Origin of the sequence: Leclercia adecarboxylata, assembly GCF_006874705.1 — a bacterium.
Classification (GTDB): Bacteria; Pseudomonadota; Gammaproteobacteria; order Enterobacterales; family Enterobacteriaceae; genus Enterobacter; species Enterobacter adecarboxylatus_C.
Genome location: NZ_CP035382.1, coordinates 4,319,272 through 4,336,903, shown reverse-complemented (window position 1 = coordinate 4,336,903; position 17,632 = coordinate 4,319,272). Strand labels below are relative to the sequence as shown.

The window sequence follows — 17,632 nt, the reverse complement described above, 5'->3', positions numbered from 1 at the left end:
GTTAAGAATATCGCGACGCAATTAAGGCAACGCATCAAGAGTATATATCGCGTGGGTGATGTACACGACAGGACATGATGTTATTTCACATACTTATCAGAGGAGGTAGCGTTAACTTGTTTTATCGGTAATCCTGTGAGAATACGTACATCTTTGAAGTTGTAGTGTGTAATTAAGTTGATGAATGTTAATTATTAATTTGGTAGTACCCTAAAAGCCCCGGCAATATAGCGCTGGGGCTTTTTCATTTCTGCTGCGGTATTTCCCGCTCCGCTGTTGATGGCGTAAAAACGACCATTTAATGTGCAGCCAGTTCGTAAAAGAATGCGGGGTTCGCCTGGATAGTGGCCAGTACTTTTGCCGCAAGGCCGGTTGGGTTACGCCGTCTGGATTCCCAGCTTTTGATGGTATCGACGCTGGTGCCCAGCGCTTTTGCCATTTCCGCCTGGGAAACGTTAAGCTGCTCTCTGATCGCTTTGACATCGGCAATCTCATAGCGGGTAACGCGGGCAGGGGCTTTGGTCCCGTTTTTGATGTCGACTGCCTCTTCCAGGGACGTTTTCAGCTCGTCAAAAAAATTCATTTTAGACCTCGTTTTTCAGTAAGGTTGTCAGCTTTTTTAGTTCAGCCTTTTCCGCATCAGTCAGATTCTCTTTGGCGCTTTTCGGATAAGCGAGCACCAGCCAGATAATCTCCCGTGTCGCCAAAAGGTAAATCACCCTGGTGCTGCCGCTTTTCCCCTGAGTACCCGTTGCCATCCGGATTTTTCGAAGCCCACCAGTATGCTGGATGACATCCCCTTTGTCCGGAAATGCAATCAGCTCTCTCTGTAGCGCCAGGAGTTCATCATCTGTAGCAATCTGTTTGATCTGCCGAGTAAACAGTGATGTCTCGATAAATTCTATTGAATGGCACACGATTCTCACTCCATGTAAGGTACCATGTACACCTTATAGTGTACATAGTACAGGTCCATAAATATTTTGCTGTCAGAGCTCGAGTCAACTCAAATGACCTCTGCTACTCGTCGGCATTGTATGAAGTGTGGGGATATCGTGCTGAAAAGCGTGCTGATTCTACGAGGCGTCTCGTAAAGATGCGGGGAAGGCAGGGGGAATAAAAAAACTCCCACCAGGCGGTGGGAGTGGGAAATCTTATGCAGCCACCAGGCTGTCGATCGCGGCTTTCGCGTCGTTCTGCGCTTTGGTCGCCACTTCCGGACCGTAAGCGATACCTTCAGCGAACACGAAGTTCACGTCGGTGATGCCGATAAAGCCCAGGAACACAGACAGGTACGGCGCAATCAGGTCGGTTGGGGTATCTTTGTGAATACCGCCGCGGCTGGAGAGCACAATTGCACGTTTACCGGTCACCAGGCCTTCAGGGCCTTTCTCGGTGTAGCGGAAGGTTACGCCAGCGCGCGCCACCAGGTCGAAGTAGTTTTTCAGCTGGGTCGGGATGTTGAAGTTGTACATCGGGGCGTTAATCACGATCACGTCGTGCGCTTTCAGCTCGGCAATCAGCTCATCGGACAGCGCCAGCGCTTCCTGCTGACGTGGGGTCAGTGGCGCATCGCTCGGACGCAGGGCACCAACCAGTTCACCATCCAGTACCGGGATTGGCTGAGCGGCCAGATCGCGGACGGTAATTTCGTCACCGCTGTGCTGTTCACGCCACTGCTCAACGAAATAATCAGACAGCTGACCAGACTGAGAGTACCCTGCCAGAATACTGGATTTAAGAACTAATACTTTGCTCATGGGTGATTCCTTTTTTGTATTTGATGAGGGGGGTTGCCCCGTTGCTTGCTGACACTCTATTCACAATCCTGCCGCAGGGATAGCGCAATATATCGAAGTCTATGTTCGAATTTTTTGAATAAGGCGTAAAAACCGTCGATGTGGTACTCTATATCAATCATTAAAAAGAGATTTTATCCGGCAGTGCACTGCCCGTTAACGCTATGACAGAACAACAGAAATTAACCTTCCCGATGCTGATGCAACAGCTGGATCCGCTGATGCTGCGTGACAAACAGCGGTTTGCCCGCCGCCTGCATGGGGTCAAGAAGGTTAAAAATCCTGATGCACAACAGGCTATCTACCAGGAGATGGCGAAAGAGATCGAACAGGCGGCGGGTAAGGTCGTGCTGCGCGAAGCCGCGCGTCCGGCGATTACCTACCCGGAAAACTTGCCCGTCAGCCAGAAGAAACAGGAAATTCTCGAAGCCGTGCGCGACCACCAGGTGGTGATTGTGGCGGGGGAGACCGGCTCCGGTAAAACCACCCAGCTGCCGAAAATCTGTATGGAGCTGGGGCGCGGGATCAAAGGCCTGATCGGCCATACCCAGCCGCGGCGTCTGGCGGCACGTACCGTGGCGAACCGTATTGCCGAAGAGCTGCAAACCGAGCCGGGCGGCTGTATCGGCTATAAGGTGCGCTTCAGCGATCACGTCAGCGACAACACCATGGTCAAGCTGATGACCGACGGGATCCTGCTGGCCGAAATTCAGCAGGACCGTCTGCTGATGCAGTACGACACCATCATCATCGATGAAGCGCACGAGCGCAGCCTGAACATCGACTTCCTGCTGGGTTATCTGCGGGAACTGCTGCCGCGTCGCCCGGATCTGAAAGTGATCATCACCTCGGCCACCATCGACCCGGAACGTTTTTCGCGCCACTTCAACAATGCGCCGATCATCGAAGTCTCCGGTCGTACCTATCCGGTAGAGGTGCGTTATCGCCCGATGGTCGAAGATGCCGACGATACCGAGCGCGACCAGCTACAGGCCATCTTCGACGCGGTGGACGAGCTGGGGAACGAAAGCCCGGGCGATATTCTGATCTTTATGAGCGGCGAACGCGAAATCCGCGATACCGCCGACGCGCTGAGCAAGCGCGACCTGCGCCATACCGAGATCCTGCCGCTGTATGCCCGTCTGTCTAACAGCGAGCAGAACCGCGTGTTCCAGTCCCACAGCGGCCGCCGCATCGTGCTGGCGACCAACGTGGCGGAAACCTCGCTGACCGTACCGGGCATTAAATATGTCATCGACCCCGGCACGGCGCGTATCAGCCGCTACAGCTACCGCACCAAAGTGCAGCGCCTGCCGATTGAGCCGGTGTCCCAGGCCTCCGCCAACCAGCGTAAAGGCCGCTGCGGCCGCGTGTCGGAAGGGATCTGTATTCGTCTCTATTCGGAAGACGATTTCCTGTCGCGTCCGGAATTTACCGACCCGGAAATTCTGCGTACCAACCTGGCATCGGTGATCCTGCAGATGACCGCGCTGGGGCTGGGCGACATCGCCGCCTTCCCGTTCGTCGAAGCGCCGGATAAACGCAATATCCAGGACGGCGTCCGCCTGCTGGAAGAGCTGGGGGCGATCACCACCGACGAGCAGGCCACGGCCTACAAGCTGACCCCGCAGGGTCGTCAGCTCAGCCAGCTGCCGGTGGACCCGCGTCTGGCGCGGATGGTGCTGGAGGCGCAAAAACACGGCTGCGTGCGTGAGGCGATGATCATCACCTCGGCGCTCTCCATCCAGGATCCGCGCGAGCGCCCGATGGACAAGCAGCAGGCCTCCGACGAGAAGCACCGCCGCTTCCATGACAAAGAGTCCGACTTCCTCGCCTTTGTGAACCTCTGGAACTACATCGGCGAACAGCAGAAAGCCCTGTCGTCGAACCAGTTCCGCCGCCAGTGCAAGCTCGATTTCCTCAACTACCTGCGGGTGCGCGAGTGGCAGGATATCTATACCCAGCTGCGTCAGGTGGTGAAGGAGCTGGGCATTCCGGTGAACAGCGAGCCGGCGGAGTATCGCGAAATTCACATCGCGCTGCTGACCGGTCTGCTGTCGCATATCGGGATGAAAGATGCCGATAAGCAGGAGTTTACCGGCGCGCGTAACGCCCGTTTCTCCATCTTCCCGGGCTCCGGTTTGTTCAAAAAGCCGCCGAAGTGGACGATGGTGGCCGAACTGGTGGAGACCAGCCGCCTGTGGGGCCGCATTGCCGCGCGCATCGATCCGGAGTGGGTCGAGCCGGTGGCCCAGCATCTGCTGAAACGCTCGTACAGTGAACCGCACTGGGAGCGTGCCCAGGGCGCGGTGATGGCGACCGAGAAGGTCACCGTCTACGGCCTGCCGGTCGTGGCCGCGCGTAAGGTCAACTACAGCCAGATCGACCCTGTGCTGTCACGCGAGCTGTTTATCCGCCACGCGCTGGTGGAGGGCGACTGGCAGACCCGTCACGCCTTCTTCCGGGAAAACCTGAAGCTGCGCAGCGAAGTGGAAGAGCTGGAGCACAAAACCCGTCGTCGCGACATCCTGGTGGATGACGAGACGCTGTTTGAGTTTTACGACCAGCGCATTAGCCACGATGTGGTGTCGGCCCGCCACTTCGACAGCTGGTGGAAAAAGGTCAGCCGCGAAACCCCGGATCTGCTCAACTTTGAAAAGAGCATGTTGATCAAAGAGGGGGCGGAGCAGGTCAGCAAGCTCGATTACCCGAACTTCTGGCATCAGGGCAATCTCAAGCTGCGCCTGAGCTACCAGTTTGAACCGGGCACCGATGCCGACGGCGTGACCGTTCACATTCCGCTTCCGCTGCTCAACCAGGTGGAAGAGAGCGGTTTTGAGTGGCAAATTCCCGGCCTGCGCCGGGAGCTGATTATTGCCCTGATCAAATCCCTGCCGAAGCCGGTGCGCCGCAACTTTGTGCCTGCCCCGAACTACGCCGAGGCGTTTTTAGGCCGCGTGACGCCGCTGGAGCTGCCGCTGCTGGATTCGCTGGAGCGGGAGCTGCGCCGGATGACGGGCGTGACTATCGACCGGGAGGACTGGCACTGGGATCAGGTGCCCGATCACCTGAAAATCAGCTTCCGCGTCGTGGACGAGAAGAACAAGAAATTGCAGGAAGGGCGCTCCCTCACCGAGCTGAAAGAGGCGCTGAAAGGCAAAGTGCAGGAGACCCTCTCTGCCGTGGCCGACGACGGTATCGAGCAGAGCGGGCTGCATATCTGGAGCTTTGGTCAACTGCCGGAAAGCTACGAGCAGAAGCGCGGCAACTACAAGGTGAAAGCCTGGCCGGCGCTGGTGGACGAGCGCGACAGCGTGGCGATCAAGCTGTTTGATAACCCGCAGGAGCAGCAGCAGGCGATGTGGCGCGGGCTGCGCCGTTTACTGCTGTTGAACATCCCGTCGCCGATCAAGTATCTGCACGAGAAGCTGCCGAACAAAGCCAAGCTGGGCCTCTACTTTAACCCGTACGGCAAGGTGCTGGATCTGATCGACGACTGCATCTCCTGCGGCGTGGACCAGCTCATCAACGCCGCGGGCGGCCCGGTGTGGACCGAAGAGGGCTTTGCGAAGCTGCACGACAGGGTGCGCGCCGAGCTTAACGAGACGGTGGTCAACATTGCGAAGCAGGTGGAACAGATTCTCACCGCGGTGTTCAATATCAACAAACGCCTGAAAGGGCGGGTGGATATGACCATGGCGCTGGGGCTGTCGGACGTCAAGGCCCAGATGGCCGGGCTGGTCTATCGCGGGTTTGTCACCGGCAACGGCTACAAGCGGTTAGGGGATACCCTGCGCTATCTGCAGGCGATTGAAAAACGGCTGGAGAAAATGGCCATCGATCCGCACCGCGACCGGGCGCAGATGCTGAAGGTAGAGAGCGTGCAGCAGCGCTGGCAGCAGTGGCTGAACAAGCTGCCGCCCGCCCGTCGTGATGACGAAGACGTGCAGGAGATCCGCTGGATGATCGAAGAGCTGCGCGTCAGCTTCTTTGCCCAGCAGCTGGGAACGCCGTATCCGATCTCCGACAAACGTATTTTGCAGGCGATGGAGCAGATCTCAGCCTAAAACCATGCCCGGTGGCGCTGCGCTTACCGGGCCTACAAAACCTGTAGGCCGGGCAAGCGAATGCGCCGCCCGGCGGTTGTTACCCGTTCACAATCGCCAGCGTAAACCCATCCCACCCCTTCACGCCCACCGTCTGCAACGCCGTCGCGGTGAGACGCGGGTTATCCCCGATCATCTCGATAAACCGCCGCACACCGTGCACCCGGGCATCATCGCTCTGGCCGTTAATCACCTCCCCGTCGCGCACCACGTTGTCGCCGATAATCAACGTTCCCGGCCGGGAGTAGTGCAGGGCCCACTCCAGATAGCCCGGATTATTCGGTTTGTCGGCATCGATAAAGATCAGATCGAAGGGTGGGATGTTGTCGAAGCGTTCGAGGGAGAGCAGGGCCGGGCCTTCGATCAGCTCGATACGCGAATCCAGCCCCGCCAGATGGATATTCTGGCGCGCAACCTTCGCGTGCACCGGATCGGCCTCGAGAGTCACCAGCTTCCCGTCCGGCGGCAGGGCGCGCGCCATCCAGATGCTGCTGTAGGCCCCCAGGGTGCCAATCTCCAGAACGCGCCTGGCCTGGGTCATGCGCACAAACAGCGCCAGCAGCTGCCCCTGATTGGCGGCGACGTCGTGCGCCGGTAAACCGGCGCGCTGGTTATTCTCAAGCACCTGCTGGAGGACCTCATCCTGAGGAATGAGCTCGGAAATCATGTAATTATCTACGGCAGACCACTGTTGTTGCATAGATTGACCCCTTAGTGAGAGCTTTGCCCGGCGGCGCTACGCTTGCGCGGGCCTACGATCCTGTAGGCCCGGTAAGCGTAGCGCCACCGGGCATGTTTTCAGACCATCCACCCCCCAGCGCCTTATACAGATCGATCTGTGCCAGCAGCAGGTTATTTTTCGCCTGCACCACGCTGGTCTGCACCGAGAACAGCGTGCGCTGGGCGTCCAGCACGTCCAGATAGGACGAATAGCCGTTGTTATAGCGGTTCTGCGCGATCCGCAGCGTCTCCTGGGCGACCGACTGCTGCGCCACCAGCTCGGTCAGCTGCTCGCCGTAGCGGGCGATGGCATCCAGGCTGTCGTTGACCTCTTTAAAGGCGTTGCGCACGGTTTTTTCATAGCTGTAGAGCGCCTGGTTACGCTGCGACTGGCCAATATCCACCTGGGCGTTCAGCGCCTGACGGTTCAGCAGCGGGGCCAGAATACTGCCGCCGATGCTCCACAGCTCCAGCGGGTTGTCCAGCAGGCCGGGCAGAGTGCGATCCTGAATCGATCCGGTGGCGGTCAGGTTGATCGACGGCAGCAGGCTGGCGCGCGAGGCCGCAAGCGTAGCATCGGCGGCGATCAGCTGGCGTTCCGCCTGCACAATATCCGGACGGCGATTAAGGAGCGATGAGGGCAGCTGCGACGGGATACGCAGCGGGGTCAGGGTGTCGAAATCCGCGCTACGGGCGATGGCCCCGGGGTTGCCCCCCAGCAGCAGGGTCAGGGCGTTCTCCTGACGGGCTATCTGATTCTGCACCTGCGGGATCTGCGCCCGCGTCGAGCGCAGCTCGGAGTCGGACTGCATCAGCTCCAGACGCGAGCTGTACCCGGTCTGATACTGCCGTTGCGCCAGGTTAAAGGCCTCTTCCCGCGCTTTAAGGGTCGACTGCGTCACCCGGAGCTGCTCGTCCAGGGCCAGCAGGGTGACATAACCCGAGGCTACCGAGGAGGCCACCGTCAGATCTGCCGCGGCGGCGGCGGCTTTTTGCGCCTCGAGGGTTGCCTGAGCGGCATCGGCGGTGCGGCGGTTCACGCCCCAGATGTCCACGTCATAGCTGGCGGTCAGGCTGCCTTTGTACAGCGCGCCATAGGTGGGCAAACCGGTGGCCGCCGACTGGGACCGGGCGCGACCGGCATTCAGATCGGCCTCCAGGGTCGGAAACAGGTTGCTGTCGCTGGCATACACCCGGGCCTGATACTCGTTGATCCGCTCCCGGGCGATCAGCACGTCGCTGTTGTTGCGCAGGGCCCGATCGACATAGTGATTGAGCTGGCTGTCGTGGAAGTTGCGCCACCACTGCTGCTCTGCCGGGCTGGCGGGGCCGGTGCTGGCCCGCCACTGGGCGGGGATCTGCAATGTCGGTTTTGCCGGGGCGACATCCACCGACTGGCAGGCGCTGAGGACGGAGGTAATCAGCAGGGCGGTGAGCGGGCGGCGGATCATTCTGCCTCCCGGGTATCAATCGTCACCTGTACCGACATCCCCGGACGCAGCCGCGCCGCGTCCTCCGCCTTGCCCAGCACCTCGATGCGCACCGGAATGCGCTGGGCAATCTTGACGAAGTTCCCCGTGGCGTTATCCGGGGTAATGGCGCTGAACTCCACCCCGGTGGCGGGGGAAATGCTCTGCACCCGGCCTTCATAGGCTCTGTCGTTCAGGGCGTCGACGGTGAATTTCACCGGCTGGCCGACGCGCAGGTTCGCCAACTGGGTCTCCTTGATATTGGCGATCACCCAGTGCTGCGGCGGCACCAGGGTAGTGAGGTGGGTTCCGGCCGTCACATAGGCACCTAAGCGCACGGCGATCTGTCCGAGCTGGCCGTCACGCGGGGCAACGATGCGGGTGTTCTGCAGGTCGATCTGGGCCAGCTCCAGGGCCGCCTTCGCGTTCTCGACGTCGGCCTCCAGCGCGGCGCGGTTGACGATAGCGGTTTGCAGATCCTGGCGCGACATCTCCAGGGTGGCTTTGGCCTGATCGATATCGGCGCTGCCCTGAGCGGCGCTCGCCAGGGCGGCATCCCGCTCGCGGATGGACAGCGAGCCGTCGGCGGTAAGGTCCTTCACGCGTTTTAAGTCGGCCTGGGTTTTCTGGCTCTGCGCGCGGGCGTTTTTCAGCGCCGCCTCGTTACGCTGGATCACCGCCTCGGCGCTTTTGCGCTGTTGCAGGTTGTTATTCAGGGTGGCGATTTTCATCGCCAGCTGGGCTTCAGCCTGGTGCACCCGCTGGCGGTAGATACGGTCGTCGATCTGCAGCAGCAGGTCGCCTTTCTTCACCTGCTCAAAATCCTGCACCTTCACTTCGGTGATATAGCCGTTGACCTGCGGGCTGATAAAGGTGGTCTGGCCGCGCACGTAGGCGTTATCGGTGAACTGAACGTGACGGGTAAAGGGCGGCAGCTGCCAAGCGTAGAGGATCACCAGCACGCCAACGATGCCGATCGCGGCGGCGGCGAACACTGATACCACGCGCAGATTATTACGGGTATTGGCCTGCTCTCTGGAGGCATCCTGCTGACTCATAACCACTCCTGATAAAACACATTAATCATTATTATTTATAACCGTTATTGACTGCCGGTGGCCTTTTTCAGCGCCAGACGGGCAGTGATGCGCAGCCGCAGCAAGCGCCATATAATCCAGACCAGCGTGGCGGTGGCAATGCCAGCCGTCAGAAGATAAGTATCGTTGTAAGCGAGAATATTTGCCTCCAGCGTGCTGGCGTTCTGCAGCTGGAGCGCCGACTGGGTGCTCAGCAGGGCGCTGTCGCCAATCTGGCTCCGGTACATCTGGCTGTAGATCTGCAACCGCTCATTCACCAGCGGATTGAGGCTGGTAAGCTGCTCGGCCAGCAGACCGGAGTGGTACTTCTCACGCCAGGTCTGAAAGGTGCCCAGAATGGCAGAACCCAGCAGACCACCGATGTTCTGGCTCATGCCGAACAGCACCGAAAAGCTGACCAGATTACGCGGATCGGCAACCACGCCGCCAATTCCGGCCAGCATCGCCGGGGCGAGGAAGAAGGCGCTGCCGAACCCGAGCAGGAACTGGCTCAGCATCAGTTGATCCGGGCGGGTGAGGCTGGTGGACTGGCTGTCGAGCAGCGAGGCAATAATCATCAGCACCAGCGAGGTGATAATCGGCCAGGCGAGTTTGGTTGGTTTGATGGTCAGGCAACTGGCGGCGATGCCGCAGACGATCCCGGCAAAAATCGACCACGCCAGATGAGTCATCTGTTCATTCTGCAGGCCGACATACTGCAGCCAGCCGATCACCCCGGTGTTCTGTTCCGCCAGCACGATGCGGATCAGCAGCATGATCAGCCCCAGGCGCACAATGCTGCCGCTGGAGAGCCAGCGGGTGTTGAGCAGCGGGTTGCTGCGGTTATGTTCAAACACAATCGCCGAGACAATCAGCACCAGCGAGCCCGCCAGCGACCAGCCGATCCACGGCGCTTCAAACCACCAGTCGAGCCGTCCCAGCGACAGCACAGCGCACAGCAGCGCCATTCCCGGGGCCAGCAGGATAAAGGTGATGAAATCTTTCTTCTCGAATACCTTGCGCCGGTCACCAGGGGGCAGCTTGAGGGCGATCACGCAGCCCAGCGAGATCAGCGCCAGGCCCAGTTCAAACAGGTAGAGCCCGCGCCACTCGTCCAGCTGCAGCAGTTCGGTGGAGAACAGCCGCGCAATGGGGATCGCCAGCGACGAACCGGTGATGCCGATGGTCAGGGCCTTCAGACGATGTTTCGCCGTCCAGGCCTGGATCTGATAGTAGATCCCCAGCGAGCTGAGGGCCGCAGCCACCATCCCGTGGGCGGCGCGCACCATCAGGGCCGAGCTGAGATCGTTGACGAACAGGTGAAAGAAGGTCACCAGCACATAGAGCACCAGAAAGCCTTCGGTGAAGGCGCGCAGGCCAAACTGCTGGCGAAACTTCACCAGCAGCAGGTTTATCGACACGTTGGTCATCACGTACACCGCCGGCAGCCAGGCGATCTCGGTTGACCAGGCGGAGAAGGTGCCCTGCAAATTTTGCAGGTTGGCCGCGACCATCGCATTGCCCAGCGCCCCGGTCAGACAGACCAGCAGACCCACCACCCCGTAGGCGATGCGCTTCGGGGGGCTGTGCAGGGGGGTGGACGGGGAGCCTAACAGCATTGGCTTTTCGTGAGGCTGCCACTCGCGAGGAGCATAGGGGTCGCGCTGGGGCAGGCGCATAACGATAATTACCTATAGTTTTTGTGAATAGTTAGTGGGCTAATGATTCTACGTCTGACGCAAAGTCTGTTTCAAGTGAATATGATCATGCGAGGTTACGCAAATGTGAGCGAAAATATTTCAGAGGGATCCTCTGTTAACCAGTAGCCTATGCGTTACTCTGAGCTTACTTGCTGGAAGGAGGTAACGATGAGTCTCACAATCTTCCCGTCTCTGCCCGATAAAACGCTGGCCGCGGTCAATACCGTCGGGGCCTGGCTCGCTGAAGATAACCTGCCCTACAATCCGCCCGCGCTGCAGCCGGGTCTGGTGGTGCTGGCCGGTAATGCGGTGATCCCCTCCATCGACGCGGCCTGTCGTCTGGCGTCGTCGCTCGCTATCCCCTTGCTGATCAGCGGCGGCATCGGCCATTCAACCACCTTTTTATACGCCGCCATTGCGCGACACCCGCGCTATAACAGGGTGCGCACCACCGGCAAAGCCGAAGCCACTATCCTTGCGGAGATCGCCCGGGAGTTCTGGCATATTCCGCCCGAGCGCCTGCTGGTGGAAGATCAGTCCACCAACTGCGGTGAAAATGCCCGTTTCAGCGCCGCGACGATCCACCATCATCAGCTGCGGGTGAAACGTGGGATTGTGGTGCAGGATCCGACCATGCAGCGCCGCACTATGGCAACCTTTGCCCGGGTGTGGCGCGATAAGCCGGATGCCCCGGAATGGACCAGCCATCCCGGCATCGTACCGCAGCTGCAGAACAGCGAGGAGGGGCTGGTATTCCGCGGCGGCGGCGAGGGGCTGTGGCCGGTAGAACGCTATCTGTTGCTGGTGCTGGGTGAACTTCCGCGCCTGCGCGATGACATTAATGGCTATGGCCCGCTTGGCCGCGATTTCATCGTCCATGTCGATATACCCGCTGAGGTGGAGGCCGCCTGGCAGATCCTGCGTAACGACGTCATTCTCACCGAAGCGCTGGTCAGCCGCTCCCTGCTGTAACCCATTGCCCGTTTGCGATGACTTTCCCGCAAACGGGCAGCCTTTGTTGTCGAATTGTGATTTTTTCCTCCTGCTGACCCGTTTCTTTTATGAGATGTCTCACAAAAACAGCGCGATAGGCTGTGATTACGGGTCGGGAACTGTAGTTTTTAACAATAATTTTACTTGTTAAAAACAGTGCAATTACAGGAGCAGGTCATGACAGTACCCGTACAACATCCTATGTATATCGATGGACAGTTTGTAGCCTGGCAGGGTGATGCCTGGATTGATGTGATCAACCCGGCCACCGAAGAGGTCATTTCCCGTATTCCCGACGGCAGCGCTGAAGATGCCCGCAAGGCCATCGACGCCGCCGAGCGCGCTCAGGCCGACTGGGAGGCGCTGCCCGCTATCCAGCGCGCGGGCTGGCTGCGTAAAATCTCCGCCGGCATTCGTGAACGCGCCAGCGAAATCAGCGCCCTGATCGTGGCCGAAGGCGGCAAAATTCAGCAGCTCGCGGAGGTGGAAGTGGCGTTCACCGCCGACTATCTCGACTACATGGCCGAGTGGGCGCGTCGCTACGAAGGTGAGATTATCCAGAGCGATCGTCCGGGCGAAAACATCCTGCTGTTCAAACGGGCGCTTGGCGTGACCACCGGTATTTTACCGTGGAACTTCCCGTTCTTCCTGATCGCCCGCAAGCTGGGCCCGGCGCTGCTGACCGGTAACACCATCGTTATTAAGCCGAGCGAGTTCACCCCAAACAACGCTATCGCTTTTGCCAAAATCGTTGACGAGATTGGTCTGCCAAAAGGGGTCTTTAACCTGGTGCTGGGCCGCGGTGAAACCGTGGGTCAGGAGCTGGCGGGTAACCCGAAAGTGGCGTTGGTCAGCATGACTGGCAGCGTGGGCGCAGGCGAGAAGATCATGGCCGCTGCGGCGAAGAACATCACCAAAGTGTGCCTGGAGCTGGGCGGTAAAGCCCCGGCCATCGTGATGGACGATGCGGACCTGGAGCTGGCGGTAAAAGCGATTGTCGACTCCCGGGTAATCAACACCGGGCAGGTCTGCAACTGCGCCGAGCGTGTGTATGTGCAGAAGGGCATCTACGACCGCTTTGTGAACCGTCTGGGCGAAGCGATGAAAGCCGTGCAGTTTGGCAACCCGGCCGAGCGCAACGACATCGCCATGGGGCCGCTGATCAACGTTGCGGCGCTGGAGCGCGTGGAGCAGAAGGTGGCTCTGGCGGTGCAGCAGGGGGCAAAAGTGGTGCTGGGCGGTAAGGCGGCAGAGGGGAAAGGCTATTACTACCCGCCAACGCTGCTGCTCGACGTACGTCAGGATATGACCATCATGCACGAAGAGACCTTCGGGCCGGTGCTGCCGGTGGTGGTGTTTGACACCCTGGAAGAGGCGCTGAAGATGGCCAACGACAGCGACTATGGCCTGACGTCGTCGATTTACACCCGGGATCTGAACGTGGCGATGAAAGCCATCAAAGGGCTTAAGTTCGGTGAAACCTACATCAACCGCGAGAACTTTGAAGCGATGCAGGGCTTCCACGCGGGCTGGCGTAAATCCGGGATCGGCGGAGCGGATGGCAAACACGGTCTGCATGAGTACCTGCAGACCCAGGTGGTCTACTTGCAGTCCTGATAAAAACGCCGGGTGGCGCTGCGCTTACCCGGCCTACAAAACCGATAACCGCATCGGACACGTAGGCCGGGTAAGGCGAAGCCGCCACCCGGCGATGTAGGCTACACCTTTGTTTCAATCCAGTTCATCATCAATTCCGGCCAGACGGCTACCGGCAGGCCTTGGGCATCGCGGATGCCAAACCCGTGTTTTCCACGCTCAAAGATATGCATCTCAACCGGCACCCCCAGGCGGCGCAGGGCGCTGTACATCGCCAGGCTATTCTCGACTTTCACCGCCGGGTCGTCGGCGGCATGCAGCAGGAAGGTTGGCGGGGCGTCGCGGGTGGCGCGCTCCTCCAGCGAGTAGCGACCGATCTGCGCCTCTGTCGGGTTATCGCCGATCAGCTCATGGCGCGAACCCGAATGATGATGCGCGTCACGCATGGTGATCACCGGATAAACCAGTGCCATAAAGGCCGGACGGGCAGGGAACGCGTCGGCGGCGTCCACCGGGGCATAGACCGCTTCATCGTGCCGGGTGCCGAGGCTCGCTGCCACGTGCCCACCCGCAGAGAAACCCAGTACTCCAATGCGGGCCGGATCCAGCTTCCACTCCGCTGCCCCGGCGCGGATCACGCGCATCGCCCGCTGCACGTCGGCCAGCGGCGCGTCGGCCCCCTCTTCATGGCCATCTCCCGGCATGCGGTAGGTCATCACAAACAGGGTATAACCGCGGGCATTAAAGAACGCGGCCAGCGCGCTGCCCTCTTTATCCAGCACCACGCGGCGATAAGAGCCGCCGGGCGCCACCAGAATACCCACGCCGTTAGGGCGGGCAGGGGCATACACGGCGATCTCCGGCGCGCGGATGCCGGTGACGGCGCGATCGTAGTCGGAGGTCCCGGTATGGCGGGGTTCACGGGTAAAAACGGCGTCGCTGGTGCGTGCGCCAGGGGCTTCATTATCGGGCCAGATGGTAAAGGTGGCCGAACGGCCCACGGCTTGCGCCATCTGTTGTTCTAATGTGTCGCGGCTCAGTGCTTCCATGATAAGGCTCCCTCTCTGGAAAGCCTTTGTTATATCAGGGTTAACAAAATGAAAACCAGCACCGACTCACAGGATGCGGACAGCAGGGCTGTCCGCGGCGTGTTTACAGGGCAGCGAACTTATCTAAAGTCCGCACCAGCTGGGTGACAAACCCGTATTCGTTATCGTACCAGGCCACCGTTTTCACCAGCTGGACGTCGCCCGCGTCGGTGACTTCCGTCTGGGTGGCGTCGAAGACCGAACCAAAGTGCGAGCCAATCACATCCGATGAGACAATCTCTTCATCGGTATAGCCAAAGGACTCATTGCCTTCGGTAGCCTTTTTCAGCGCCTGGTGGATCTCATCCACGCTCACTTTTTTCTCCAGAATCGAGACCAGCTCGGTCACGGAGCCAGTTTTGACCGGCACGCGCTGGGCATGGCCCTTCAGCTTGCCGCTCAGTTCAGGGATCACCAGCCCGATGGCCTTCGCCGCGCCGGTGGTGTGCGGGATGATGTTTTCCGCTGCGGCACGCGAGGCGCGCAGATCTTTGCCGCGCGGGCCATCCACCAGCGCCTGGGTGCCGGTATAGGCGTGGATGGTGGTCATGGTGCCCGCCCGGATGCCAAAGGCGTCGTGCAGTACCTTCGCCAGCGGTGCCAGGCAGTTGGTGGTGCAGGAGGCGACGGAGATAATGGTATCGCTGGCGTCGATGGTGTCGTCATTGACGTTAAAGACGATGGTTTTCATCTCCCCGGCCGGGGCGGAGATCAGCACTTTTTTCGCTCCGGCGTCCAGATGCGCCTGCGACTTCTCCTGCGAGGTGTAGAACCCGGTGCACTCCACCACCAGATCCACCCCGGCGGCTTTCCACGGAATGTGTTTCGCCTCTTTTTCGGCATACACCGAAATGGATTTGCCGTCGACGATCAGGGAGTCTTCCGTGAAGTCCACGCTCCACGGGAAGGGGCCGTAGTTGGAGTCGTGTTTTAGCAGGTAGGCCAGCACTTTCGGTGACGTTAAATCGTTAATCGCCACGACGCTATTACTGTCCTGAGTTTCCAGTAACCGACGAAGAACCAGTCGGCCAATACGACCAAATCCGTTAATGCCAATCTTACTCATGATGTTCTCCTGAATGATGTACGGGACGTTGAACTCATCCAGGAATAGACCAGGAAGCCCAGCGAGGCAATTGAAGATGCCTCATCTGCGCGGAAGTTTTTGAAAACGCGGGGACAAAAGTTAATGAATTTTTAACTGAAGCTGGTTATTTTACCTTTTTATTAGCCTTTATCAGGAAAGACTATGCGCAATAAATACACCGGCCTGCAAATTGCAATTCACTGGCTGGTTTTTCTGCTGGTGATCGTGGCCTACTGTGCCATGGAGTTTCGCGGCTTTTTCCCCCGCAGCGACCGCCCGCTGATCAACATGATCCACGTCTCCTGCGGTATCTCTATTCTGGTGTTGATGGTGGCGCGTCTGCTGGTGCGTCTTAAGTACCCCGCGCCGCCGATCGTGCCTAAGCCAAAACCGATGTATATCGGCTTATCCCATCTGGGCCACCTTGCCATCTATCTGCTGTTTATTGCCCTGCCGCTGATTGGCCTGGTGATGATGTATAACCGGGGCAATACCTGGTTTGCCTTTGGCCTGGGGATGCCCCACGCCGCCGAGGGCAATTTCGACCTGGTGGACACGCTGAAAGCCTGGCACGTCACCCTGGCGAACCTGGGTTACTTTATTATCGGCATTCACGCCTTTGCCGCGCTGCTTCATCACTACTTCTGGAAAGATAACACCCTGCTGCGCATGATGCCGAAAAAGCGTTAAGAGCAGCCTGTGGCCCCTCAACTGCGTAAGGTGCTGCTCGCCACCGGCATCGGTCATTTTGTCGAATGGTTCGATTTCGGGCTCTACGGTACGATGGCGACCATCATTGGCATGCAGTTCTTCCATACTGACAACCCGGCGTCGGCGCTGCTCTCCTCGTTCGCGGTGTTTGGTGCCGGGTTTGTGATACGTCCGCTCGGCGGGCTGTGGTTTGGATCCCTCGGAGACAGGATTGGGCGGCGCAAGGTGCTGGCTACCGTGATCCTGCTGACCTCCGGCGCTACCTTTACCATCGGGTTACTGCCCACCTACGCGCAGGCCGGGCTGCTCGCCACGGGCCTGCTGGTGCTGGTGCGGATGATCCAGGGGTTTGCCGCCGGGGGCGAAAGCGCAGGGGCCACCACTTTTCTGGCCGAGTATGCCCCCGCTGACCGCCGGGGCTACTTCACCTGCTGGACAGACAGCTTCGGCTTTATGGCTTTTGTCGCCGGATCGGGCCTGGTGCTGCTGTTAACCGCGGGGCTGGGGGAGGCGGCGATGAACGACTGGGGCTGGCGCATTCCGTTTCTGTTAGCCGGGCCGCTGGGCTGGATTGGCCTCTATCTGCGCAACAATCTTCAGGACTCCCCTGAATTTCAGGCGCTGCTGAACTGCCATCAAACGGAAGCTGCGCCGCTGCACAGGGCCGTGACCACCGGCAAGCGGGCGCTGGGCTTTTGCATCGGGTTTGTGGCGATCAAGGCGGTGGTGCACTGGATGCTGCAAACCTTTATTCCTGCCTGGCTGGTGGCGACGCTGCACTACCCGGCGCTGGATGCCTATACCATCACCACCCTCGGGCTGTTGACCGTCGCCGTGCTGGTGCCTTTTATGGGCTACCTGTCGGACCGGCTGGGCCGTAAACCGCTGATGCTGGCGGGATGCCTTGGGTTGATCCTCGTCGCCTGGCCGGCCATGAAGCTGATGGCAAGTGGGGCGGTGTTCCCTGCGGTGCTGGGGTTGCTGCTGGTGGGGCTGTGCATCGCCGCCTTTGACGGCGCCAGCAATGCGGCGATGGCGGAGCTGTTTCCGACCCGGGTCCGCTATGGCAGCATGGCGATTGCCTATAACCTTGCGGTGGCGTTCTTTGGCGGAGTGACGCCGTGGTTGCTGGCCTGGCTGCCGATCGTGACCGGTAATCCGCTCTCGCCAGCGCTGTATGTGATGGCGGCGGCGCTGATTACCCTCCTGACGGTGCTGCGCGCCAGAGAGAGTGCCGGGCTGCCGCTGCGGGCATAAAAAAGCCCGGCGGGGAAGGCCGGGCGAATA

The 17,632-nt window shown here is 59.6% G+C and carries 14 protein-coding genes; 5 read left to right on the top strand and 9 right to left on the bottom strand.

Going from position 1 to position 17,632, the window contains the following annotated elements:
- Positions 1–298: 298 nt before the first annotated feature.
- The 3 genes from nadS to azoR form a co-directional block, all read right to left on the bottom strand.
- Positions 299–583 carry a NadS family protein gene (nadS, locus tag ES815_RS21630; protein WP_142489661.1) on the bottom strand — a complete coding sequence of 95 codons (285 nt, stop codon included), beginning with the start codon at positions 581–583 and terminating at the stop codon, positions 299–301.
- A 1-nt stretch (position 584) separates the two neighbouring features.
- On the bottom strand, positions 585–917 hold the full coding sequence (locus ES815_RS21625; RefSeq protein WP_142489660.1) for a type II toxin-antitoxin system RelE/ParE family toxin: 333 nt from the start codon (positions 915–917) through the stop codon (positions 585–587).
- 237 nt (positions 918–1,154) lie between these two features.
- Complete coding sequence (azoR, locus tag ES815_RS21620; RefSeq protein WP_142489659.1) at positions 1,155–1,760, bottom strand: FMN-dependent NADH-azoreductase; 606 nt, start codon at positions 1,758–1,760, stop codon at positions 1,155–1,157.
- 203 nt (positions 1,761–1,963) lie between these two features.
- Between azoR and hrpA the strand changes: the two genes are divergently transcribed.
- Positions 1,964–5,866, top strand: a complete 3,903-nt coding sequence (hrpA, locus tag ES815_RS21615) for an ATP-dependent RNA helicase HrpA (RefSeq protein ID WP_142489658.1) — start codon at positions 1,964–1,966, stop codon at positions 5,864–5,866.
- A 79-nt stretch (positions 5,867–5,945) separates the two neighbouring features.
- Here the strand turns inward: hrpA and ES815_RS21610 are convergent, their stop codons facing one another.
- Genes ES815_RS21610 through ES815_RS21595 form a run of 4 tightly spaced genes read right to left on the bottom strand, consistent with a single transcriptional unit; the run spans position 5,946 to position 10,849 of the window.
- Entirely contained in the window at positions 5,946–6,605 is a 660-nt protein-coding gene (locus tag ES815_RS21610) for an O-methyltransferase (RefSeq protein ID WP_142489657.1), read from the bottom strand.
- A gap of 52 nt (positions 6,606–6,657) precedes the next feature.
- Positions 6,658–8,076, bottom strand: a complete 1,419-nt coding sequence (locus tag ES815_RS21605) for an efflux transporter outer membrane subunit (RefSeq protein WP_142489656.1) — start codon at positions 8,074–8,076, stop codon at positions 6,658–6,660.
- On the bottom strand, positions 8,073–9,152 hold the full coding sequence (locus tag ES815_RS21600; RefSeq protein WP_142489655.1) for an HlyD family secretion protein: 1,080 nt from the start codon (positions 9,150–9,152) through the stop codon (positions 8,073–8,075). The genes ES815_RS21605 and ES815_RS21600 overlap by 4 nt, the downstream gene beginning before the upstream one ends.
- A gap of 44 nt (positions 9,153–9,196) precedes the next feature.
- Positions 9,197–10,849: an MFS transporter gene (locus tag ES815_RS21595; protein ID WP_409518819.1), complete on the bottom strand. Its 1,653-nt coding sequence runs from the start codon at positions 10,847–10,849 to the stop codon at positions 9,197–9,199.
- 189 nt (positions 10,850–11,038) lie between these two features.
- Here ES815_RS21595 and ES815_RS21590 point away from each other — a divergent pair, with 189 nt between their 5' ends.
- Positions 11,039–11,842 carry a YdcF family protein gene (locus ES815_RS21590; RefSeq protein ID WP_142489654.1) on the top strand — a complete coding sequence of 268 codons (804 nt, stop codon included), beginning with the start codon at positions 11,039–11,041 and terminating at the stop codon, positions 11,840–11,842.
- 198 nt (positions 11,843–12,040) lie between these two features.
- The gene (gene aldA / locus ES815_RS21585) at positions 12,041–13,480 is read left to right on the top strand and encodes an aldehyde dehydrogenase (protein ID WP_142489653.1); all 1,440 of its coding nucleotides are present in this window, start codon (positions 12,041–12,043) and stop codon (positions 13,478–13,480) included.
- Between the two features lie 101 nt (positions 13,481–13,581).
- On the opposite strand, the gene ES815_RS21580 is transcribed toward aldA, so the two are convergent.
- Together ES815_RS21580 and gap are read right to left on the bottom strand one after the other, a co-directional pair.
- Positions 13,582–14,508 (bottom strand): alpha/beta hydrolase, encoded by a 927-nt coding sequence (locus tag ES815_RS21580; protein WP_142489652.1) that lies wholly within the window; start codon positions 14,506–14,508, stop codon positions 13,582–13,584.
- A gap of 103 nt (positions 14,509–14,611) precedes the next feature.
- A complete protein-coding gene (gene gap, locus ES815_RS21575; protein ID WP_142489651.1) occupies positions 14,612–15,613 on the bottom strand; it encodes a type I glyceraldehyde-3-phosphate dehydrogenase in 1,002 nt (333 codons plus the stop codon).
- Positions 15,614–15,796: 183 nt separating this feature from the next.
- On the opposite strand from gap, the gene cybB reads away from it, so the two are divergent.
- Both cybB and ES815_RS21565 read left to right on the top strand, forming a co-directional pair.
- Positions 15,797–16,324 (top strand): cytochrome b561, encoded by a 528-nt coding sequence (gene cybB / locus ES815_RS21570; RefSeq protein WP_142489650.1) that lies wholly within the window; start codon positions 15,797–15,799, stop codon positions 16,322–16,324.
- A 9-nt stretch (positions 16,325–16,333) separates the two neighbouring features.
- The gene (locus ES815_RS21565) at positions 16,334–17,602 is read left to right on the top strand and encodes an MFS transporter (protein WP_260609644.1); all 1,269 of its coding nucleotides are present in this window, start codon (positions 16,334–16,336) and stop codon (positions 17,600–17,602) included.
- The last annotated feature ends 30 nt before the right edge of the window (positions 17,603–17,632 follow it).